The 23,079-nt window shown below is 46.0% G+C and carries 21 protein-coding genes; 8 read left to right on the top strand and 13 right to left on the bottom strand.

Annotation, left to right across the window (positions count from 1 at the left end; all coding sequences use genetic code 11):
* The first annotated feature begins 33 nt into the window (after positions 1-33).
* The gene (gene recG, locus AB4161_RS06755; protein WP_017066313.1) at positions 34-2,112 is read left to right on the top strand and encodes an ATP-dependent DNA helicase RecG; all 2,079 of its coding nucleotides are present in this window, start codon (positions 34-36) and stop codon (positions 2,110-2,112) included.
* A 276-nt stretch (positions 2,113-2,388) separates the two neighbouring features.
* Here the strand turns inward: recG and envZ are convergent, their stop codons facing one another.
* Positions 2,389-3,684, bottom strand: a complete 1,296-nt coding sequence (gene envZ, locus AB4161_RS06750; RefSeq protein WP_102320999.1) for a two-component system sensor histidine kinase EnvZ — start codon at positions 3,682-3,684, stop codon at positions 2,389-2,391.
* Between the two features lie 153 nt (positions 3,685-3,837).
* Positions 3,838-4,557, bottom strand: coding sequence for a two-component system response regulator OmpR (gene ompR, locus AB4161_RS06745; protein ID WP_010433618.1), 720 nt, complete (start codon positions 4,555-4,557; stop codon positions 3,838-3,840).
* 178 nt (positions 4,558-4,735) lie between these two features.
* Between ompR and greB the strand changes: the two genes are divergently transcribed.
* Positions 4,736-5,218: a transcription elongation factor GreB gene (greB, locus tag AB4161_RS06740; protein ID WP_017062470.1), complete on the top strand. Its 483-nt coding sequence runs from the start codon at positions 4,736-4,738 to the stop codon at positions 5,216-5,218.
* Positions 5,219-5,881: 663 nt separating this feature from the next.
* Positions 5,882-8,212: a Tex family protein gene (locus tag AB4161_RS06735; protein WP_372074878.1), complete on the top strand. Its 2,331-nt coding sequence runs from the start codon at positions 5,882-5,884 to the stop codon at positions 8,210-8,212.
* 266 nt (positions 8,213-8,478) lie between these two features.
* Here AB4161_RS06735 and AB4161_RS06730 read toward each other — a convergent pair whose 3' ends face one another.
* A complete protein-coding gene (locus AB4161_RS06730; RefSeq protein WP_017063078.1) occupies positions 8,479-8,952 on the bottom strand; it encodes a hypothetical protein in 474 nt (157 codons plus the stop codon).
* A gap of 353 nt (positions 8,953-9,305) precedes the next feature.
* Entirely contained in the window at positions 9,306-10,082 is a 777-nt protein-coding gene (gene bioH, locus AB4161_RS06725; protein ID WP_017063077.1) for a pimeloyl-ACP methyl ester esterase BioH, read from the bottom strand.
* 93 nt (positions 10,083-10,175) lie between these two features.
* Between bioH and AB4161_RS06720 the strand changes: the two genes are divergently transcribed.
* From AB4161_RS06720 to AB4161_RS06700, 5 genes are all read left to right on the top strand, one after another.
* On the top strand, positions 10,176-10,898 hold the full coding sequence (locus tag AB4161_RS06720; RefSeq protein WP_372083057.1) for a ComF family protein: 723 nt from the start codon (positions 10,176-10,178) through the stop codon (positions 10,896-10,898).
* A 109-nt stretch (positions 10,899-11,007) separates the two neighbouring features.
* A complete protein-coding gene (gene nfuA / locus AB4161_RS06715; protein WP_004741449.1) occupies positions 11,008-11,592 on the top strand; it encodes a Fe-S biogenesis protein NfuA in 585 nt (194 codons plus the stop codon).
* A 289-nt stretch (positions 11,593-11,881) separates the two neighbouring features.
* Complete coding sequence (gene nudE, locus AB4161_RS06710; RefSeq protein ID WP_017062476.1) at positions 11,882-12,433, top strand: ADP compounds hydrolase NudE; 552 nt, start codon at positions 11,882-11,884, stop codon at positions 12,431-12,433.
* Positions 12,434-12,469: 36 nt separating this feature from the next.
* A complete protein-coding gene (gene cysQ, locus AB4161_RS06705) occupies positions 12,470-13,297 on the top strand; it encodes a 3'(2'),5'-bisphosphate nucleotidase CysQ (RefSeq protein ID WP_059021843.1) in 828 nt (275 codons plus the stop codon).
* Between the two features lie 157 nt (positions 13,298-13,454).
* On the top strand, positions 13,455-15,914 hold the full coding sequence (locus tag AB4161_RS06700; RefSeq protein ID WP_372083056.1) for a cadherin-like domain-containing protein: 2,460 nt from the start codon (positions 13,455-13,457) through the stop codon (positions 15,912-15,914).
* A gap of 83 nt (positions 15,915-15,997) precedes the next feature.
* On the opposite strand, the gene AB4161_RS06695 is transcribed toward AB4161_RS06700, so the two are convergent.
* The 9 genes from AB4161_RS06695 to gspF form a co-directional block, all read right to left on the bottom strand.
* Positions 15,998-16,777, bottom strand: a complete 780-nt coding sequence (locus tag AB4161_RS06695; RefSeq protein WP_017062478.1) for a type II secretion system protein N — start codon at positions 16,775-16,777, stop codon at positions 15,998-16,000.
* Position 16,778: 1 nt separating this feature from the next.
* Positions 16,779-17,267 carry a type II secretion system protein M gene (locus AB4161_RS06690; protein WP_017070117.1) on the bottom strand — a complete coding sequence of 163 codons (489 nt, stop codon included), beginning with the start codon at positions 17,265-17,267 and terminating at the stop codon, positions 16,779-16,781.
* A 20-nt stretch (positions 17,268-17,287) separates the two neighbouring features.
* Positions 17,288-18,517 carry a type II secretion system protein GspL gene (gene gspL, locus AB4161_RS06685; protein WP_372083055.1) on the bottom strand — a complete coding sequence of 410 codons (1,230 nt, stop codon included), beginning with the start codon at positions 18,515-18,517 and terminating at the stop codon, positions 17,288-17,290.
* Positions 18,486-19,535 carry a type II secretion system minor pseudopilin GspK gene (gspK, locus tag AB4161_RS06680; protein WP_372083054.1) on the bottom strand — a complete coding sequence of 350 codons (1,050 nt, stop codon included), beginning with the start codon at positions 19,533-19,535 and terminating at the stop codon, positions 18,486-18,488. The genes gspL and gspK overlap by 32 nt, the downstream gene beginning before the upstream one ends.
* Positions 19,519-20,286, bottom strand: coding sequence for a type II secretion system minor pseudopilin GspJ (gene gspJ / locus AB4161_RS06675; RefSeq protein WP_065585035.1), 768 nt, complete (start codon positions 20,284-20,286; stop codon positions 19,519-19,521). The genes gspK and gspJ overlap by 17 nt, the downstream gene beginning before the upstream one ends.
* The gene (gene gspI, locus AB4161_RS06670) at positions 20,273-20,668 is read right to left on the bottom strand and encodes a type II secretion system minor pseudopilin GspI (protein ID WP_372083053.1); all 396 of its coding nucleotides are present in this window, start codon (positions 20,666-20,668) and stop codon (positions 20,273-20,275) included. Before gspI ends, gspJ begins: the two co-directional genes overlap by 14 nt.
* Complete coding sequence (gspH, locus tag AB4161_RS06665; protein WP_017062484.1) at positions 20,655-21,248, bottom strand: type II secretion system minor pseudopilin GspH; 594 nt, start codon at positions 21,246-21,248, stop codon at positions 20,655-20,657. The genes gspI and gspH overlap by 14 nt, the downstream gene beginning before the upstream one ends.
* A 78-nt stretch (positions 21,249-21,326) precedes the next feature.
* Complete coding sequence (gene gspG / locus AB4161_RS06660; protein WP_017062485.1) at positions 21,327-21,770, bottom strand: type II secretion system major pseudopilin GspG; 444 nt, start codon at positions 21,768-21,770, stop codon at positions 21,327-21,329.
* An 88-nt stretch (positions 21,771-21,858) separates the two neighbouring features.
* A complete protein-coding gene (gene gspF / locus AB4161_RS06655) occupies positions 21,859-23,079 on the bottom strand; it encodes a type II secretion system inner membrane protein GspF (protein ID WP_017062486.1) in 1,221 nt (406 codons plus the stop codon).

Genomic DNA, 23,079 nt, shown 5'->3' with positions numbered 1-23,079 from the left:
TAGATCATCTCTCTTACGTTTATGAGCCTTGTTATGTCACAGCTTTTATCTGCTATCCCTCTCAACTCTTTATCTGGAGTCGGCGCTAAAGTCGCAGAGAAACTAGAGAAGGTTGGGCTTAACAATGTACAAGACCTGCTATTTCACCTGCCTTTGCGCTACGAAGATCGAACGCGTATCTATCCAATCGTAAAACTGCATGCTGGTTTATGGGCAGCAGTGCAAGGCAAGGTAATGCACGTCGATACCATTTTCGGTAAACGTAAGATGCTCGCAGTAAAGATCAGTGATGGTAATGGCACTATTACACTGCGTTTTTTCAACTTCACTGCAGGCATGAAGAATAACTTTGCCGAAGGCAAACAAGTGCATGCTTATGGTGAGATCAAGCGCGGTAATATGGGGCTTGAGATCGTCCACCCTGACTACAAATTCTTTGCGCCGAGGCAACAGCCAGACGTTGAAGCCAATCTGACTCCGGTGTACCCAACCACCGAAGGGCTAAGACAAGTCACGCTGCGTAATCTTACCGATCAAGCCTTAGAGCTAATCGACAAGGCCGCAGTTAACGAGCTTCTCCCATCAGGTTTATACGACCACCAAATTACCCTCGCACAAGCACTGCATACCATTCACAGGCCGCCCCCGGGCATTGACCTAGAGCTGTTTGATGAAGGCAAGCACCCTGCGCAACTGCGCCTAATTATGGAAGAGTTACTGGCTCAAAACCTGTCTATGTTGTCTGTTCGTAGCAAAGGGCAGCAAGACAAGGCAATGCCTTTTCCTCCAGTAAACACCCTTAAAGATAAGCTACTGGCTCAGCTGCCGTTTTCACCAACCAATGCCCAAGCACGAGTGACCAAAGAGATCGAAGCTGACTTGGAAAAGCCGCATCCTATGATGCGTTTAGTGCAAGGTGATGTGGGCTCTGGTAAAACCTTAGTCGCCGCACTGGCAGCCGTTCGCGCACTCGAACATGGTCAGCAAGTAGCACTTATGGCACCCACTGAACTACTCGCAGAACAACACGCGATTAACTTTGCCAACTGGTTTGAGGCAATGGGTATTCAAGTTGGATGGCTAGCAGGTAAGCTCAAAGGCAAAGCTCGTGAAACTGAACTAACACGTATTGCCAGTGGCGAAGCGCAAATGGTGGTCGGTACTCATGCCCTGTTCCAAGAGCATGTCGAGTTCAAAAACCTTGGTTTAGTGATCATTGATGAGCAACACCGATTTGGTGTCCACCAGCGATTAGAGCTACGTGAGAAAGGCGCAAAGCAAGGCTACTACCCACATCAGTTGGTCATGACCGCTACCCCAATCCCACGAACGTTAGCAATGACGGCCTATGCCGACCTCGAAACTTCGATTATTGATGAACTGCCACCGGGACGAACCCCAATTCAAACCGTGGCAATTCCTGATACCAAGCGCGATGACATTGTTGAACGTGTGAAAAATGCGTGTCTCAATGAAGGCAAACAAGCCTACTGGGTATGTACGCTGATTGATGAATCGGAAGTACTGGAAGCTCAAGCTGCAGCTGATACAGCAGAAGAGCTACAACGCAAACTGCCTGACGTAAAAATTGGTTTAGTCCATGGCCGTATGAAACCCGCCGAGAAACAAGCGGTGATGCGAGAGTTCAAAGAGAACAAGCTGCATCTATTGGTTGCGACAACCGTGATTGAAGTGGGTGTGGATGTTCCGAATTCGAGCTTAATGATCATCGAGAACCCAGAACGTCTTGGCCTAGCGCAACTGCACCAACTGCGTGGCCGTGTCGGCCGAGGTTCGGTCGCAAGTCATTGTGTATTGTTGTATCACTCTCCGCTGTCTAAAACCGCTCAGAAACGCCTAGGTGTGCTACGTGAAAGTAACGATGGCTTTGTGATTGCACAGCGCGACTTAGAAATCCGTGGCCCCGGTGAATTGCTCGGTACCAAACAAACTGGCTTGGCTGATTTCAAGATCGCCGATCTAATTCGTGACCAACGTTTGATACCTGAAGTGCAGCGTATTGCGCGTCATATTCACGATAGCTACCCAGACAATGCTAAGGCGATCATCAACCGTTGGTTGGGTGAACGCGATGTTTACTCTAAGGCGTAGTTAACACTAAGGCATAGTTAACACTGAGACCGTATTCAAACGTAAAAAAGGCTTCCTCAAGGAAGCCTTTTTAGTGTGCGTTACTTTCATCAAGCAAGAGCGAGATTCCCTATTCGCTCGTTCCTCACGATAGGGAATGACGATCAAAGTAAACTTTCATCATCAAAGTCCATGGTTAGCAATTCGTCATCCTCGGAGAGGGAAGAATGACCGAGTCGGGGATCTCTTAACCGTTCCCCGAACCGAACTTATCGTCATCAAACGGACCGATGATAACTAGGGCTTAACCGGGAAACTGATCTGCGCTTTTAAGCCACCTTCACTGCGGTTATTGACCACAACAGCACCTTGATGCTGGCTAACGATACGTTTCACAATTGCTAAGCCCAAGCCCGTTCCTTCGCTACCACGAGCCGTGTCACCACGCGTGAAAGGTTCAAACAGCTTTCCGATCTGGTCTTGTGGAATACCCGGCCCGTTATCTTCTACCGTCACCCAAGCAAGCTTGTTATCCGCCGTCATACCAGTTGATACCTTGACCCAACCATTACCGTAACGCAGCGCATTCACCACCAAGTTGCTCACAGCACGCTTCATTGCGATCGGGTTGCCCAACGCAGGTTTCATGGTTTCTGGAATATCGGTTTCAATCTGGACCTCATAGCCACCTTCAGAGCTAGAGACTTCTCGCGCAATATCATCGACAAACACCGCTTGGAATGAGTCTCTGTCAACAGGCTTTAGGTAATCCATGAACTGACTGATGATCTCGTTACACTCTTCGGTATCACTGATGATGCCTTCCGCCAAATAGCTGTCTTCTGGCGACATCATCTCGGTTGCTAAGCGAATACGCGTTAACGGAGTACGTAAATCATGGCTGATACCCGCCATCAACAAGGCGCGGTCTTCTTCTAGCTCTTGGATGCCTTTCGACATCTGGTTAAAGGCTCGAGTTACCGAGCGAATCTCTTGTGCGCCTTGAACTGGCAATGGCGGTGGAATATCACCTCGCCCGACACCTTGCGCCGCTTTCTCTAGCGCGATCAACGGACGGTTTTGCAATCGGATAAACAGCCAACCACCTGCGACAATCAACAGCGCCATGATCAGACTGTTACGAAACAGTGGTGCAAAATCCTCTTCTTGCAGCTCTGATAACGGAATACGAATTAAAGAGTTGGGTAACTGCGCAATGTCCATCCAAAGCACATAGCTCTCTTTACCCAAGATCAGCCGCACTTCAGTTTCAGAACCCAGCTCCTTGGTCATCTCCTCACTCATCAGGTCGATTGCGACCGCATGGTAATACTCACCCGCCGCTTCGCTGCCCTTGGCGTGAACGGTTACCCCGAGCTGTTCAAGCACACGCTGACGCAATGGCGCATCGATCTCGATATCACTGCCTTGGTCCAATACCAGGTTTAGCTCGTGAGCCAAAATCTTATTAAACTGCTGCAAACTTGGCATCAACGCATAGTTAAACACCGCGTAATAAGAAAAAATTTGGCTAGCGACCAATAGCGTTAAGAAAAGCACTATCGACTGAGTAAAGGAGCTACGTATACGCATGGGGTACCCGAGATGTAGAAAGATAAAGAAAGTGTTATATGACTATAACTCTAAACCATTGTGCTGAATAGAAAACGGGCCATCGCATATTAATGAGATGACCCGTAAGATTCACAGAATCGATAAAGCTACTGTAGAGCTTATTAAGCTGAATTACACAGCTTTGCCATCTGGAACGAATACGTAACCCAAGCCCCACACCGTTTGGATATAACGAGGTTTACTTGGATCTTCTTCCACTAGACGACGCAGACGAGAAATCTGAACATCGATAGAACGTTCCATCGCTGAATACTCACGGCCGCGCGCCATGTTCATCAACTTATCGCGAGACATTGGCTCACGCGCGTTAGTCACTAGTGACTTAAGAACCGCAAATTCACCTGAGGTAAGAGGCATCGGATCTTCACCGCGGAACATCTCACGCGTACCTAGATTTAAGCGGAATTCACCAAACTCAACCACAGATTCTTCTGTGCTTGGTGCGCCCGGCGCTTCAATCACTTGGCGACGCATTACCGCTTTGATACGAGCAAGCAGTTCACGTGGGTTAAATGGTTTTGGCAGGTAATCATCCGCACCCACTTCCAAGCCCACAATGCGATCCACTTCATCCCCCTTTGCTGTCAGCATAAGGATAGGTAGCGAGTTGTTTGCGTTTCTTAGACGACGACAGATCGATAGACCATCTTCGCCCGGCAACATTAAATCCAATACCATCAAGTGAAAATTTTCACGGGTTAACAGGCGGTCCATCTGCTCACTGTTTGCCACGCTACGCACTTGAAAGCCCTGCTCTGACAGATAGCGTTCTAACAGTGCACGTAAACGAGCATCGTCATCGACCACTAAAATTTTGTAGTTTTCTTGCATGTAATGGTTCCACCTATTAAAGCTTAAACCTAAGGTTAAGCATTCTTGGTAAATTGTATATTGGTATAAGACATTAAAAATGTAACATTATTGGAGAAAAAGTCGCCTAAATAATTGTTAACGTATGTTGCCTTTCTATATATTCTATCTTAGATCATCATTTCATTAAGTCAGATTTATGAAAACCAAACTTATCACCCGAGAAGGTTATAACAAACTCAAAGCAGAACATGACCACTTATGGCACGAGAAGCGTCCAGAGATCACCAAAATAGTCACTTGGGCTGCAAGCCTAGGAGATCGTTCAGAAAACGCAGATTACACCTTCAATAAGCGTTTGCTTCGTCAGATTGATCGCCGAGTGCGTTTCTTAAGAAAGTTCCTACCTGATGTCACGATCGTGGATTACTCACCTCAACAAGAAGGTAAGGTCTTTTTCGGTGCTTGGGTCGAAATTGAGAATGATGATGGGGAAATTAAGAAGTTTCGAATTGTCGGCCCAGAAGAGATCTACGGCGATGCTAAAGGCTATATATCTATCGACTCACCAATGGCTAGAGCTCTGCTCAAGAAAGAAGTGGATGATGAGTTTACGGTAAAAACACCGGAAGGCGACAAAGAGTGGTTCATTAACTCGATTCGCTACGCAGACAACGAATAACCAAACTTAATAAACACTTAGCGATAAACTGAGTGTTCAGCAAACCCAAACTCCAGATAAAAGAAAACCCCGCAAGGCTTTCGCCTAGCGGGGTTAAGTCTCTATCGCAGCAATCCGGCTACTGTTTATCTCTTCGAGATAAGGTGCTCCCTGCATCTTTCCTTGATAGTGGCTAAATCCTTTAACCAATTTCCTTTTTGTTCATCGCCATCCTAGCGGTGTCCATTCTAGCCTGTCATCCTGACTGGCGAATCTCATCCAGAGATTATCACTTCCTTGCTGACCACTCATCCTAAGTAATCAAATCTTCATCCTGAAGATACCTAGTCCATTAGGCTTTTTCCTGTTCCTGCCAACTCCCTGTCGACAAGTTAAATATTACGGCAAATAGCCGTGTTTCCTAGATAGTCTTAAAAAACATTTCAGGTGAGAAATACGCCCACAAACACACAATCAAATAAAATCAGCAACTTAGTGTAACATCAAGACGATTTCATCGGTCTAAAGCGACTTAGTCTCACATCACTTGTAAGAGATCTCGCACAAAGCGGGTATCACAAACGGAAATTCGACTTCTGACAGGATAATTACACAGTCATAGCTAGAAAAAGCGTACGCTCACCCCCATGTATTTGTCACGATATTAAATAAGAGATTCATCGGATGAGCCAAGCTATCTGTCGACTGATTGCTGAAGAACTGAATGTTCGTTCAGAGCAAGTCATCGCCGCAGTCAACCTAATTGACGACGGTAACACTGTTCCCTTTATTGCCCGCTACCGTAAAGAAGTCACGGGTGGCTTAGACGATACCCAATTACGTAACCTTGATAGTCGCCTTTCTTACCTTCGTGAGCTTGATGATCGTCGCCAAACGATTCTTAAGTCGATTCAAGACCAAGGTAAACTCACGCCAGAACTCGAGCGTGATATCACTCAAGCCGACAGCAAGACTCGTCTAGAAGATTTATACCTACCTTACAAACCAAAGCGTCGCACTAAAGGCCAGATCGCGATTGAAGCGGGCTTAGAACCACTTGCCGACACACTGTGGAATGAACCGCAGCACGATCCAGAAACGGAAGCGGCGAACTTCATCAGCAACGATAAAGGCATTGCCGATACCAAAGCTGCTCTCGATGGTGCTCGTGCGATCATCATGGAACGCATTGCGGAAGACGCAAACCTACTAGAAAAGATTCGCCAACACCTAACACGCAACGCAGAGCTAGTCGCTCGTGTAGTGACAGATAAAGAGCAAGAAGGCGAGAAGTTCAAAGACTACTTCGAGCACAACGAAACACTCAGCAAAGTACCGTCACATCGTGCTCTTGCAATGCTACGAGGCCGTAATGAAGGCTTCTTAACACTGGCAATGAACGCAGACCCAGAGCAAGAAGAAGGTGTACGTGGTTCATACTGCGAAAACATCATCTCTGATCACTACGGCATTACCCTAAGCAGCGCACCTGCGGATGCTTGGCGTAAGCAAGTGATTAGCTGGGCATGGCGCATCAAGGTTTCTATGCACATGGAAACTGAATTGATGGGCGCAATGAAAGAGCGTGCAGAGATCGAAGCGATTGAAGTATTCGCAACCAACCTAAAAGACCTACTCATGGCAGCGCCAGCTGGTCCTCGAGCAACCTTAGGCTTGGACCCAGGTTTACGTACCGGTTCGAAAATCGCTGTCGTGGATTCAACCGGTAAGGTTTTGGCAACAGAAACTATTTACCCTCACCCACCTCAAAAGCAATACGACAAATCGGCACACGTGGTTGAGCAGATGGTTCGTCAATTCAATGTTGATTTGATTGCGATTGGTAACGGTACGGCTTCACGCGAAACCGACAGCTTTGTGGCTGACGTAATTAAACGCGGCAACCTAAAAGCGCAAAAGATCATTGTTAGCGAAGCGGGCGCATCGGTGTATTCCGCGTCTGAACTAGCTGCAAAAGAGTTCCCGAACATGGATGTATCAATCCGTGGTGCGGTGTCTATTGCTCGTCGTCTGCAAGATCCACTGGCAGAGCTAGTGAAGATTGACCCTAAATCGATCGGTGTGGGCCAATACCAACACGATGTGAGCCAAACTATGCTCGCTAAGCGCCTAGATGCGATTGTCGAAGACTGTGTAAACGCCGTAGGCGTTGATGTGAATACAGCGTCTGCCGCGCTACTTACTCGCGTAGCCGGCCTTTCTAGCACCATCGCTCAGAACATCGTGGATTTCCGTGATGAGAATGGTCGCTTCGAAGCACGTACTACGCTAAAGAAAGTCGCTCGCTTAGGGCCAAAAGCCTTTGAACAGTGTGCTGGTTTCCTACGTATTATGGATGGTAAGAACCCGTTAGATGCATCATCGGTTCACCCAGAAGCTTACCCAGTAGTGAAAACCATTGCCGAGAAAAACCACAAAGACATCAAATCTCTGGTGGGTAACACCGACTTCTTACGTGGTTTGCACGCGGTTGATTACACCAATGAAAACTTTGGTGTTCCAACGGTCACCGACATCATCAAGGAGCTGGATAAGCCGGGACGCGACCCTCGCCCTGAGTTCAAGACTGCAACCTTCGCAGATGGCGTAAACAGCGTTTCAGACCTAGAACCAGGCATGATTCTAGAAGGTGTGGTATCGAACGTGGCTAACTTTGGTGCCTTCGTTGATATTGGTGTTCACCAAGATGGCTTAGTTCATATTTCAGCACTCACCGATCGCTTTGTCTCTGACCCACGTGAAGTGGTTAAAGCGGGCGACATCGTGAAAGTGAAGGTGATGGAAGTGGATGTTCAGCGTAAACGTATTGCACTGAGCATGCGTATGAAGGACGAGCCTGGACAAGACAACCGTGCTCAACGTTCAAGTGCACCTCGCACACAAAACCGCTCGCATCAAAATTCACAAGGTGGCCAACGCCGTCGTGAAGAGCCACAACAAAATGCCGCGATGGGTGGTGCATTCGCTGCCGCTTTTGCTAAAGCGAAAAAGTAATCCATTAGCTCATCTAAAAAGCTGATGTGCTTAAAACAGAAAACCTGCATCCCTTAGGGTATGCAGGTTTTTTATTATGTGTTCAAAAAAGACATCGAAGCTTGGTTGTATTCTTCGTGTTTATACTCAAAATAATTGGAGTTGCAGCTAGGCAACCTTTTCCCTACAAAGGAATGAAGTTCAGCCCTATGAGCATAGGGGTTCTATGTGATTAGGGTGAACTTACGCAGTTAACAACGCTGCAGCTTCAAGTATGAAGAGTATAATTATAATACGACCAACATCTCTGATGGAGCATGAGGCGCAACAGCATGACCATAATGATACTTTATGACCTTACGTCGTTTCTCCATCTGTCCTTCCTGAATCGCCGCATCTAAAACATGCTTTGGCAGGCGGAAACGCATAGTATAACCTTTGCCTTGATCAGCACTGTATGTTTTCAGTGCCAATAAGCTGAACAGCCTATCAAAAGGGTCTTGTGGCTCTTCTTGGCTAACCGAATTGGCCTCTGACTCGTTCTCCATTTCATAACCTGGATGGTCTGAAGGATCCCAAGCCGACTGCTGCCTTCGTTTATCGTCTGATTTTACCTTACGCTCTGCATTGGTTCTCGCCAATGCTACTGCGGGAGCAACAGGCTCTCGGACTCTATTATCACGCGCAACTTGCTCTGTTTGCACATTAACGGACGGGGCGATTAGTGGCACACTCACTGCAGTTGCAGGTGACACAATCATCGCGAACTCTCCTCAAGAATCGCCCATCACTATTGCCATAGCACTGTTGTACCGAGAACGCACAACAGGCATAGCCCAACTTAGCGCAATCAGCTCTGGAGAGAGTTAGGTCTGAGTATCATGCAACACGTTGGTGTTATACCAATCGTAGTAAATAACTGATCATCCTAGCTTGTTAAAATGCTCGATAACGGCGTTAGATTTTTTGATTGTAGAATAACTACTTATCGAAACTACTTGTCAAAAAAAAGCTGCCTTGTTCTCAAGCCTTTTACCTACGCTATTTTTGAACACTTACTTACTGTGATTGGTATTAGCTTATATATCGACCAAGCCGGATATATATTTAGCAATTATTTTTGTGCGAAGCTGACAAGCTCACTGCAAAAGGCATCCGCTTCGGTCATAAACGGTGCATGCGAAGACTGGGTAAATATGTATTGCTCGGTATGAGGCAAGGCTGTGCCTAAGTCTTTCGCAACCTTGATTGGCACCAATCCATCTAATCGACCATACAAGCGTAGCATTGGTACTGAAATCTCAGGCAGTTGTTCACGCAGATCGACATCCGACAGCATCTTTAATCCTGCCAATAATGAGTCAGGGTTCGGCAACGGGCGAGACAGCACCGCTTGCTTGAGTTGTTTTACATCTTGCCTTGCTGAAGGGCTGCCCATGGCTTGCAATGCCATAAAGCGTTCGATGGTGGTTTGGAAATCTTCAACCAGTTGCTCGGTGAATGCGCTTAATACGTTGGGCTGAATGCCTCGCCATAACACGGGCTCTTTTGCAGCGGCGAATTTGGGAGAACTGGCGACAGTCACCAGCTTGCTCACGTAATCTGAGTGATGGAGAGCCATGTGCGTTGCGACCAAGCCTCCAAGTGACCAACCCACCCAAATCGCTTGCTTTGGTGCTTCGGCCAAAAGCTGCTGAGCAATCTCTTCAAGATCTTGAGCGTGGCAGTGCGCGCTGTGTCCATACCCTGGTAAATCGACAACATGCACTCGAAAATCAGCTTGTAATGCATTAACGGTTTGTTGCCATACCGCACCGTTCATTCCCCAGCCGTGAACCAGTACTAAATCAGGCCCTTGCCCAGAAACATGCCAATATAACGCGTCACTCATTCTCAATATTCCCTACTTTTTCCATCAGCGATAATCCGCGCTTTTCAGTATGGTGAGCAAAAGGAACACCATAACCCAAAAGCATCACGAGCTATGTTATCCGATTGGCTACAAAAACACACACCACGTCTGGTCACACCTCAATGCCACCTGTGCAAACTTGATAAACTGCCCAGTGATACACATCCTCGATGGTGCAATTCTTGTCTCAAACTCTTTCAGCCAGTACCACGCTGCCAACGATGTGGTTTAAAAACACTGCTCACAGTAGAGCAGTGCGGACAGTGCGGACAGTGCTTATCTCAACCTCCACCTTGGCATCGCCTCTACTGTGTCGGCGATTACACCTTCCCTACAGCAGGTTACATTCAGCAAATGAAGTACGCTGATAAGTTTTGGTTTGCACGTGATCTATCTAAGCTATTGGCATCACGTATCGAATATCCTGCTCCGCTGATCACCAGCGTGCCGCTGCATTGGCGTCGATATACTCATCGCGGCTTTAATCAAAGTAAGCTGCTAGCCGACTACACGGCTCAAGAGCTTGGCGTTGAAAGTGATGTGCTCTTTCGTCGAATTCGCTCAACGGCTTCCCAGCAGGGGCTGACTAAATCCGTACGATTACACAATCTAAAGAGCGCTTTTGCGCTGCGAAAACAAGACGTTCAAGGAACTATCCCCTCTCACGTCGCGATAATTGATGATGTTGTAACCACCGGCAGTACTGTGTATCAATTATGCCAATTACTACTTGAAGTGGACGTTAAAAGGATTGATATTTACTGCATCTGCCGCACTCCTGAGCCCTCTGGATAAAAGCTGTGAATCACTACTTGTACAGCAATCCAACAAAAAAGGGCTGAATTACAAATCTGACAGGAGTAGAATGGCGCTAATAACCTACAAATCTACTCAGGTATTCGTCGTGTCAAATATTACTATTACAGAAACAGCTCAAACTCACTTTGCCAATCTGCTGTCACAGCAGCCTGAAGGTACAAACATTCGTGTGTTCGTGGTAAACCCAGGCACACAAAACGCTGAGTGTGGTGTTTCTTACTGCCCAACAGATGCTATCGAAGCGTCTGACACAGAGCTTAAATTCGAAGCTTTCTCTGCATACGTAGATGAGCTAAGCCTACCGTTCCTAGATGAAGCTGAAATTGACTTCGTTACTGACAAAATGGGCTCTCAGCTAACGCTTAAAGCACCAAACGCTAAGATGCGTAAAGTCGCAGACGATGCACCACTTCTAGAACGTGTTGAATACGCAATTCAAACACAAGTTAACCCACAACTTGCTGGTCACGGCGGTCACGTTAGCTTGGTAGAAATCACTGAAGACGGCGCAGCTATTGTAGCATTCGGTGGTGGTTGTAACGGTTGTTCTATGGTTGATGTAACGCTAAAAGAAGGCATCGAGAAAGAACTTCTTCAACAGTTTGAAGGTGAACTGACTGCTGTTCGTGATGCAACTGAGCACGATCGTGGTGAGCACTCTTACTACTAATCACTGATTTAGTGTTAGTTGTTATTTGAAAGGTTGATGCGCAAGCATCAACCTTTTTTGTTATGTGGATAAGCAAGTTAGGACTATCGCGTTCTCTCTATACTCTTTTGCTATACAACCATATTTTCACCTCGTTACCATCTTGAGTAAGGTATTCAAGTGATCGTAATCGATTCCTGCTTCAATAATTTTCGGATATGAAAACTCGGATCTAGGAACTCAAGGTCATTTCCCCTATATTAGAATGACTTTATAAGAAAGAATTCCAATGAGCTAAGGAGCGAGCGCAATGACGAAAAGGACCAAGCCAGAGATTTTGGCTAAACAAACTGTCGCTCAATCAAGACTATTCTCTATCGAGTCTCTCGACTTACGCTTTTCAAACGGCGAAGAGCGCACTTACGAACGCATGAAGCCCAGCGGGCGCAACGCAGTGATGATGGTTCCTATTACTGAGCAAGGCGATATTCTATTAGTACGTGAATATGCAGCGGGAACTGAACGCTACGAACTTGGCTTTCCAAAAGGGCTGATTGATCCAGGTGAGCAGCCAAACGAAGCCGCCGTTCGCGAACTCAAAGAAGAGATAGGCTTCGGTGCCAACAAGCTTACTCCGCTGAAGGAAGTGATCCTTGCACCCTCTTACTTCTCTAGCAAAATGACGCTGTTTATTGCAGAAGACCTCTACCCAGAAAAGCTAGAAGGTGATGAGCCAGAGCCTCTCGATATTGTGCGCTGGCCACTTGCTCAAGCCGAAGAACTGTTAACACATCTCGATTTCTGTGAGGCTCGGAGTATTACAGCCCTGCTTTTAAGCCTTCGTGTATTAAACAATAACTAGAACATTCAGGCTCGCTCTAAGAGTAAGAGAACATTTATGCCAATAACAAAAGATTTGTCTCACCTCCTACCCTCTGTCATTGAGATTGCTCGCTCTGCTGGTCAACTCATCTTAGAGATCTACGAGAAAAAGGATTACGAAGAGTTCATTAAGAGTGATGACACTCCAGTAACCAGTGCCGATCTTGCAGCACATAAGCTGATATTAAAAAAACTCAGTGAATTGACGCCTGATATTCCCGTATTATCCGAAGAAGACGCCGACATCAGCCTAGAGCAACGCTCTCAATGGGATCGCTACTGGTTAGTTGACCCACTGGACGGCACCCAGGAGTTCATCGCACGAAGTGGTGATTTCGCGACAATTATCGCCCTAATCGAGCATAACAAGCCAGTAATGGGGGTGGTATACGCACCCGTTTCTGGTGTGAGCTATTACGCTTACAGTGGCAAAGGTGCTTGGAAGATCCCAGACCTTAATGACAGCGTGAAAATCAAAACGCACCGTCACGAGCTGCCAAACCAGTCAATCGCCATGGCGATCAGCCGTCGCCAAGACATCAATCGCATCACTAGCCGTATGAGCTCAGCATGGAATTATGATTTGGTTCCTCTAGGCTCAGCAGCGCTTAAGGCATGTTTAGTCGCAGAAGGGGCTGTGGATTGTTATCTGCGCCTTGGACCAACCGGAGAATGGGATACAGCCGCAACGCAGTGCATTGTTGAAGAAGCTGGCGGACGTATCTTAAGTACTCAGCTAGAGCCGCTTTCGTACAATGAAAGAGAAACGCTAGAAAACCCGAACTTCATTGTACTCGGTGATGCAGATTTACCGTGGGCAGAAATACTTCAGGGTAAAGATTAGTTTTATCAATTACATAACATTGAGACCTCACCCTAACTTTAAAATATAAAATGTGAATAAAGTTCAATGGGCAACTATTTTCTATACAAATGATTTGATGTTAGTTCCATTCTTACCTATAAAAAGCAACTTAATAATAAATAGGAATGGATACTCCATGAAACGTCTTAGTTTGCTAGCTAGTACCATCGCTCTAATTCTATCAGGATGCGGTAGCGACAGTTCAGATAATAGCCCACAAACACCACCAAGCTCATCATTTGAAATCAACTCTACGGCAAGTACAACCGCCACAGAAGACATTCAATACCAATATCAACTATCAACAAACCATTCAGAACCCGTGGCCTACTCTGCAACCAATATACCTACTGGTATGACTTTAAGCAGTGATGGTTTGCTCACATGGATACCACTAGAAGGTATCCTTACATCTGGTGAGATCACCGTTAAGGCCGTCGCTTCAAGTGATACAAACCTATCTGACACTCAAACATTTTCAATAACTGTAACGCCTGTCAACGACACTCCGGTAGCAGAGACACCATTACAGCTTAATACTAATGAAGATGTTGCTCTTACTATTTCTCATGCAACTCTTCTAAGTAATGTGACAGATGTCGACTCTAGTATTTTAACAATTACAAACTTATCAATTGATAACCCAGCCATAACTATTACAGAAAACAGTGACTCGATTACTCTTACAGCATTGCAAGATTACAATGGCGATGCGAACTTATCTTTTAGTGTTTCAGATGAAGAATTTACTATCAGTAATAGTGGCATTGTAATAATTTCAGCAGTCAACGACCCTGTACAAATAGAGTCTTTTGCTAGCTTAAGTGTAGAAGCTGGTGAATCACTATCTTTTCAAGTTCAAGTCACCGATCCAGACGATGAAAACAATGGTTCTGATATTCAGTTCTCTTTGACCAACGCGCCTAATGGGCTGTCTGTTTCAGAGACCGGAGAACTGACGATATCTTCTTCTGTTCTTGCCTCAATCATTCACGACGACATCGTTTTGAAGGTTCAAGATGGCTTAGAAGATGGCGCCGTAATTGCGCAAAACACTTTCAAACTCTCTGAATTGTTCTACTACACGGTACAAGGTGAAGTCTCTAGCTATTATGAGAATACAGCGATTGAAGATAGCGTCGTCAAAATTTCGAATGATGGAGCTGTTTTAGCCGAAGGAAATTCTAACGCATCAGGTAAATACAGTATTAAGGTATTAGACACTGATTTAGATACCAATAAAGCAATTATTGTATCGGCTGATGCTATAGGCTTTTCTGAAGCTTCAGAATCTAAGCAATTTTCAGATATCGGTACGGCAATAAACTTGTATCTACCGACAATTCACGCAAATGTTAACTTCGATAGTCAAGTCGCTTCAGATCTACAAGTCGATAATGAAACTCTTGTTTCAGTAGAAGCTCAGAGCTTCGTGAACGCGCAAGGGGAAGCCGTAACTGGACAAATTAGTTCCGAACTATTCGTAATCGATCCATCGTTGGATATTGATTTGATGCCTGGCGAAATGGTTACTGAGATTCCTTCAGGAGAAACAGTTCTGATTGAATCTTTTGGTGCGGTCACTGCAACCTTTACTGATAGTGAAGGCAATGAGCTACAATTAGCAGATGGTAAAACCGCACAAGTTAGAATCCCTGCGTCAGGTTCGAATCCACCAGCCACAATCCCACTCTTCTATTACGATGAAGTACAAGGTATTTGGGTAGAAGACGGTACCGCTACTTTAGACGATGGATTCTATGTTGGGGAAGTTACTCACTTCACAACATGGAATGCAGATAGAATTTATGAAACTGTATACGTTGATGGTTGTGTCGTTGACAAAGAAAATCAATCAATTGCCAATGCAAGGATTCGTTCGGAAGGTGTTAACTATAATGGTCGCTCATCTGCCTATAGTGATGCTCAAGGTAACTTTAGAATACCGGTTAGACAAGATAGTACAGTGCTGATCTCTGCAGAAAGCCAGTATCAAAGTCGCACAGAAACTATACACACCGATTCACGTGATGAAACCATGAATGAGTGCTTAACCCTTGATGATGCTACAACCAAGATCCAACTAACCTGGGGACAAAACCCTAGAGACTTAGATACACACTTCTATGGCCCAAATGGTGAAGATGGTCGATTCCACGTTTACTATGGCAATAAGAACTTCAATCAATCTGGCAATAATATTTTCTTAGATGTTGATGATACAAGTAGTTATGGCCCAGAAGTTGTGACCATTCCTGACTTTACTGTTCCTGGAACTTATCGTTATGGCGTATACAAGTACTCTGGAACCGGCGATATTCAGCGCCGAGAGACAAAAGTAGAAATCATTTTAGACGGTAATCGCACTGTGTTTACTCCACCAGAGGGAGATGCAGAACGTTGGTGGTATGTATTTGAAATTGAAGTAAGCGACAACCTAAGTTTCAGCCTAACTCCAATAAATCAATGGTCAACAACTGACCCTGACTCCGCTACTACTCCTGCTGCAGCTTATAGTAGCCAAGTCCTGAAATCATCTCAGCCAACGCAAAACTACGCAGAAAAAATGCTAGAAAGTAAATACTACGCTGACTAGTGTCCCCCCCCCTGATAAACCAAAGGGCGATAGAATTTAATTCTACCGCCCTTTCTCTTACTCGTTCACTTTTTAACAAAGCACTAAAAACGGCCTTGATAAGTAAACTGGTACTTACCTTGGCTATCAGGGTTGCCCAACCATTTAAGCTGATTTTGCATCGTTGGCGGGAATTCAACACCCGGTTTAAACCACGCTGCAGATGTGTAGCGCTGGTTAGATGTTAGACTCGCTGAGAACTCACTGTCTACTTGAGTGCTCTTCTGAACGCCTTTGGCTGCAATTGTACTGTCTTCACAGGTTATGTCCGCAATCACAGGACCAAGGTCTAACGAACCAACAGGTGAATCGACTGCAGCACCAGACCAAGCCACAGTACCTTCACCAGACTGACACCAAGGTTGAGCATGAACCGCATGCTTGATCGTCAGCTCAACCTGTCCACCAATTGAAACCGGGACTGGAATGGCTGGAGCATATTTCATCACGTTAGCAGCGGGCATTGATGCGACTAAGTTTTCCGCATACGCGCCACTCATGCTGTACCCAACACGCCCTTTTCCTGACAAGTTCATGTCGCTATTACGACCAAAACGAACCGCTAATTCAGCTTTGGCTTGGAAGAGTTTAGAGAACTGAAAGTCCCACTGTACTGAACCGTAATTAACACGCTGCCAGGCGATATTATTGGCGCTGCCCTGCCAAACCGTTCCTTCAACACCTTCAATATTCAAGCCACGCACAGCCGGTGCATGTTTGAGTACAAAAGAGGCCGGTAGATGCAGCAACAGACTAACCGAGAAAAAGACAATAAAGATGCCGCCAAAAAGTAAACCTAACTTCAAAGATAAACCGCGTTTCACATTAACCTCGTTTAAACTGTAGTCGGTTGACCTCAATAACCCCTGGGTTATCGGAGCGATCAATGTCCATAAACTCAACTTCGACACCCTGCTTCTCTTTCAAGTATGTCAGCCAATCTAAGAACTGATTAAAAGGCACAGGTTTCACCCAGACTTGCAGCATCTCGCCACGTGGTTGCACACGTATTAGCTCGATATTAAAGCGACGCATAGAAGCTGGTACAGATTGATTCAGAGGCTGGCTCGCACTGATGCCACCACTGCCTCGCAACTCAACCACTTCATTGGCTTTATTGGTTACCCAAGCTAGAAGTTGCTTCTCACTTTGAATACGGCTCTGCGCAAGTTCAGCTCGCTGACTGAGTGGCTGGATTAGCCCCCAATAAACGACACCGACCACCAATAAAATTGAGCAACCAATCACTAATCGTTGCTCTCTTTGACTTATTGAAGTCCACCACGCTTGGAGTGGCTCAATCATATTTCTCATCACTGATCTCCTTACGCAGTTTATTGACGGGGTTTAAGGGTAAAGCTACCAAATACGGCATCACCATTACGATTCAATGGCCCTTGCTCAACGGTAAACTTCTCTTCAAGTTTCACTCGCGCAGTCTCGAAATATTGGAAGTCAGTACTTTTCGCTTCCAATCTCACCTCTGAGCGGTTGCCGTCGTAGCGAATACTATTCACTTCGATGGCTTTCACTTGTCCTAAAGTTTCTGGCAGTAACGCTAGCCATCCAAGTAAGGAATCACCATCACCCGAGCCACCATACTTCTTAGCTTCATCGTTCATCTGGCGCTTAAGGTAGCTGACCGTCGGAATACGCTGTTTACCAGGCAGCACCGCTCTAAAGATACGCTCACTCTCCGTTCGGTACGCTTCGGCTTGTGCTTCGTACTGCTGAACCTTTAAGGCTTGCTGAGTGACGATCACCGCCACCAGCAAACAAGCTGCGATCGCTACTTTTTGCCATACACGCCAGTACTTACTGAATGAAGATTTGGTTTTAAAGGTGCCCGTCAGTAAGTTTACGCCACTTGTAATGGCTTGTTGGCTCAGTAAAGACATCACCAGTTCAGCAGGTTTAGCTTGCCACTCAATGCCACTTTGCAGTTGAACGTCATCACTTGGCAGTGCGGTGTAGCTAAAAATCGTTGGTGATTGCTCTTCGTCATCTAAGGCAACCCAATCGCTTTGTAAGAACATCGCTAGCCACGCCTCATTGATCGACACTGCTTGATAGTTGCTTTGACGCAATAACCAATGTTGGTCGATCTGCAGCGCACTGATGCCCTGATCTTCTAAAGGCAACGCTAAGGTATCAGGCAATACTTTACGAAAGATAATGTTCGCTTCGCGGAAAGTATCCAGCGCCTGCTTAAGCCAATCACGTTCCACACCACACACTGTCGCGTGCGTTGCGTCTTTCTCTAAAATAGTCAGGTGTAAGTCTTCGATATCTTGTGCGACTTCGTCTTCTAATAAAAACGGCAGCATAGAATCGAACTGGCGAGCAGCACCTTTCGGGATCTCAACACGCTTAATTAAGCATTCATTTCCCGGCAATAAAGCGATACAGCTGCGCTTTTCAGCGTAAGGCGTTAACTCATCAAGCTGCTCCCAGCTAGACAGTTCGCCACTTGCTATCACTTCTTGTTGGCTTGTCGACCAAACTAACCACTGCACAGGGCTTTGTGGTTCGCTACTCAGTCGAACGGTCAGAAACTCGCTCACTGATTCCTCCAAAACGACGGCGTACTACCGTCACTGTTTCTCGATTACTACTATAGAAAAGCGTCCGTATACGTACACGTGACTGCTCAACTAATACCTCTGCATCAAGCTCAAAATAGGCGCTATCTACAGTTAAATATGCTTTCGCCTTTTTACTAACTTCGGCACTCACACCCACAATGGCAGGTTCAGCCATAAACGCATCCACCGTATCCCAACCATCGAATGGGCGTTTGTCTATCAGCTGTTTGGCATCCGATTCACTTAAGCCGGGGGCAAACATCGCTTCCAATAACGGCGCCTGCTTTTCCGTAAGAGTATTCACATTCAAACGGAAATCGTCGCTCGGCAAAGCACAAACAAAGGGGCGAACCTTATTCATCACCTCACCCGTGACTTGATAAACCGCGCGTAGCTCGGACTCATCGGCCATTAAGCCATTCGCTGCCAAATAAGATGGCTTCATCGCCTCATAAGTACTGTCTTCGACACCTGCTGAAGAGGTGGTTCGGGTATCACTATCAACAAATTCCCAGCTTGAATGTGCGATAACCTCGGCCTGATAAGGCTCAATATCTTGGTTTTCCAACAAGGTTTGCCAAACCGTAATTAAATAAGGTGTTTGGTTACTTGAAGTCGTCGCCACACCAGCCAACGCATTGAGATTAAAACATGCCTGAGCATCAACAATACGGCCTTTAACTTGACCATAATCCAACGGGTATACTTGTTCTTCTAACGCCCATGGTTGACTCAAGTTGACGGTATCACTGTCTTTGTAGCTTTGCCTAATGCCATCTTGCACCAGCGCTTCGACACCAATGCTGTACCAGTAAGCCTGTTGGTAATTCAGTTGATTGCCCACGCGCTTAAATTGAGTAAACAGGCGTTCCGACATACTGCCTGCGATGGTTGCCATTATCGCCAGTAGCATCAGGATAATGATCAGCGCAACACCTCGCTGCTTGCGCCCCATGGCAGACCTTGTCAGTGCAAACTTATTAGTTCGATGAGTCATTATTCCCCTCATTACTACTTGAAGAGTCACTGTTTGAAGAATCATCGGCCTGATCTAGCGTGCCACCAGGGGTGAGATAAATACGCTCTATCTCACCATAATCTTTCAAGGTTAGCTTTAACCTTACCGCTTTCGGTAGCGATTTGTCGGCTTGCCACTCTTTCCCCCAGCGGCTTCCGTCATAAAACTCGAATTCCAAGCTTTCAACATCATCAAGCAAAGGCGTAATCACACCTTCTTGTCCTGCAGGAGTATCGGGGTAGCGCCACCACACACGCTCAAGCGTTTCTTCTTTAATGCGGTAACCCACTTTGGTGACTTCTCCGCGAGGAAACTGCTGCTGTGGGTTATGCCAGCCAAGGCGAGTAAACATGATGCCAACGCTGTCGGAATCCAGTAAATACTCTTTAATTAAGATCAGCTTAGATGATGCTTCTTCACCGTTGGTACGAAATTGTCGCACCGCCATCTGGCGAAAATCATTATCTAAAATGACTAAGCTACGTTGCAGTTGATTTAAACGAGCACTGCGCTCGATTGAAAGCTCGTTGCTGCGTTGAACCTGATTTACTACCTGATAAGCCGCCATGCTTAACGTGGCAAAGATAGCGATCGAGACCAAAACCTCAATTAAGGTAAAGCCTCTCCCTTTCGAAGATAGTCCTTGTTTACGAGGCACACGCTTATTGGCGGACATGCTCTTACTTAGCGACTTGCTCTTAGCTAACGCCACGCTTTTACTTGACCACATAGCTGCGCACCGTGACCACTGGAGAAGCTTGTTTACTGGTTGCCACACTCACATCAAACGCCTTTAATAAATCATCGCTAGTATCGATTGGCGTGACCTTCCAAAACCACTCTCTCTCGGCCAACTCTTGTGTGCCCTGCGCTTTTTTAAGCTTGTCAGGATGCAGCATGACGAGAGCCATTTGATTGTCTACTACCATAGCTGCGAAGGTTTTTTCTTCTAGATAGCTAAGGGTATTAATGTGCTGAGTGACGGCACGAATAACACTGATCGCTGCCGTTGCGAAAATAGCGAGCGCAACTAATACTTCAAGCAGGGTCATTCCTCGAGAACCAAGAGTCATACCACGAGAACGATAAGGAGAGCCGTTATTCCTCTTCATCTTCTTCTCCTGGCTCAAGCAATCGAATAACGCCATTATCCAACACTCGAATGCGCCAACCATCTTGTATGGTGTCTCCGGTATTTGGATAAAACGACAGCACAAATGGTGTCATTTCAGCACTCGATAAGATGTAGATCTGTGGTGGCTTAGGCTTTTTTTCCTCTTCAAGATCAGCAAACATATCTTCATCAAACAAGCTTCCTGGGTTGAACAACCGATCATCGTCTTCCCATGCGCCACCACCTAAGGTCAGTGACAATGCGAGTTCTTCCGGTAGTTCAGTTAAAGAGGGGATTTTTTCAAAATCGACTTCTTGCCAGCCTTCGGACTTAAGCGCCATCAGTACATAGGTCGATTTCTTTTCATCAACACGAACGCCAAAATCCAAACCACTCAAAATAGCCTCTTCATTGAGTAATTGAACTCGCTGATAAAAGCTTTGAGCGTATTTTTTAGCAACATCTTTGCTATTGGTAGGAATGGTCGCGATCACCGCAACCGCCGTTACTGACAGTAGTACCAACACCAAGAGAATCTCAATCAAGGTGAAACCTGGCTGTGTTTGCTTAGTTTTCACCTTTAGACTCCATCTGTTTACGTCCTACCATCAATAACGTATCAAGCATCAATAACGAATCAAACAATAAGCTGAAGCTTATTGGAAATCCTGCATGTTCCAGTTGCCGATATCCGCCGCAATACCTTCACCACCTTCTTGGCCATCAGCACCAAGAGTGAAAATATCAATAGTGCCGTTATCACCAGGGCTTAGGTATTGGTACTCGTTACCCCATGGGTCGTTTGGCAGACGCTTGATGTAGCCACCGTCGCGGTAGTTACGAGGCTCTGGGCTGCTTGGCTTAGAAACCAATGCATCAAGACCTTGATCCGTTGTTGGGTAAACGCTGTTATCCAGTTTGTACATATCTAGCGCGTTCTCTAGCGCCACAATATCAGTGATGGCTTTTTGTTGGTCAGCCTTCTCTTTGTTACCCAATAGGTTAGGTACAACAAAGCTCGCCAATACGCCAAGGATAACCACAACAACCATCACTTCTAATAGGGTAAAGCCTGATTGTTTCTTCATTCTGTTTTTCATTATTTTCTCCAAATTACAGACAGCGAGTTGAAGGTAATAATGTCCTTCTTCTCGTTAATCCAAAAACTAACGTCTTATGAGCAGTTGATTAACCACTCATCAAATTATTCATTTCAAGCATCGGCATCAGAGTCGCCATCACAATGAACAGTACTAAGCCTGCCATCAAAGCGATAAGTGCTGGCGTAAAGATACCTAACGCGATATTCACGGTCGATTCAAAGCTTTGATCCTGGTTATCTGCCGCTCTTGTTAGCATTTGCTCTAACTGACCACTCTGCTCACCACTGGCGATCATATGCAGCATCATTGGAGGGAAGAGTTTGGTTTGATCAAGCGCTTTACGCAGACTTGCCCCTTCTCTAACGCTATCTGACGCCTGTGTTACTTGCTGTTTAACATGGTGATTCGACATGACATCGACCGCTACTTTCATCCCCTCAAGAATAGGAATCGCACTCGAGGTACAGATAGAGAGTGTTCGTGCAAAACGAGAGGTATTAATCCCTTTCGCGATCTTGCCGATCAGTGGAATGCTTAATAGCTTGCGATCCCAACTCATGCGAACACCCGGCTTTTTCAGAGCGGTCTTAATCAACACAATCACACCGATGATCAACAACAGTAATTGGATGCCCCAATTCTGGATAAATTCACTCGATGCCAATAAAAATTGTGTCGATTGAGGAAGTTCTTGGCCCATTTGGATAATCGGTTCAACGATCTTAGGTACCACGGTTGCCAGCAGGAACGAAACAATCGTCACCGCAAACACCACCAGCACCACAGGGTAGATCATCGCTTGCAGCAACTTAGAGCGCATCTTCTGACGGTTTTCTGCGTAATCAGCCAGTCGCTCCAATACCGCATCTAAGTGACCCGATTTCTCACCAGCCGCGACCATGGCTCTAAACAGTTCATCAAAGATATGTGGGTAATCAGCCAAGCTATCGGCTAGCGAATAACCTTCCGTTACCTTCGAACGAACCGCCAGTAACATGGTTCGAATACGTGGCTTTTCAGATTGCTCCGCCACGGCTTTCAAGCACTCTTCTAGCGGCATGCCTGATTGCACCAAGGTGGAAATTTGGCGAGTAATCAAAGCAAGGTCTGGCGTGCTGATACCACGCTTAAAGCTAGTCGAAGGCTGTGCACCTTTCGCTGTTTTGGCCTTGGCTTCGGTCATCTCAACCGGCATCAAGCCTTGTTCTTTTAAGCGCTGGCGAGCCTGACGAGCGTTATCCGCTTCAATCGAGCCCTTTTTGCTCTTACCCTTGGCATCCAGTGCTTTGTATTCAAATGCCGCCAT

It is taken from the genome of Vibrio sp. 10N.286.51.E5 (genome assembly GCF_041469125.1).
Lineage (GTDB): Bacteria > Pseudomonadota > Gammaproteobacteria > Enterobacterales > Vibrionaceae > Vibrio > Vibrio crassostreae_C.
The sequence above is the reverse complement of the archived record's forward strand: the minus strand, read 5'-3'. Positions and strand labels throughout refer to the sequence as shown.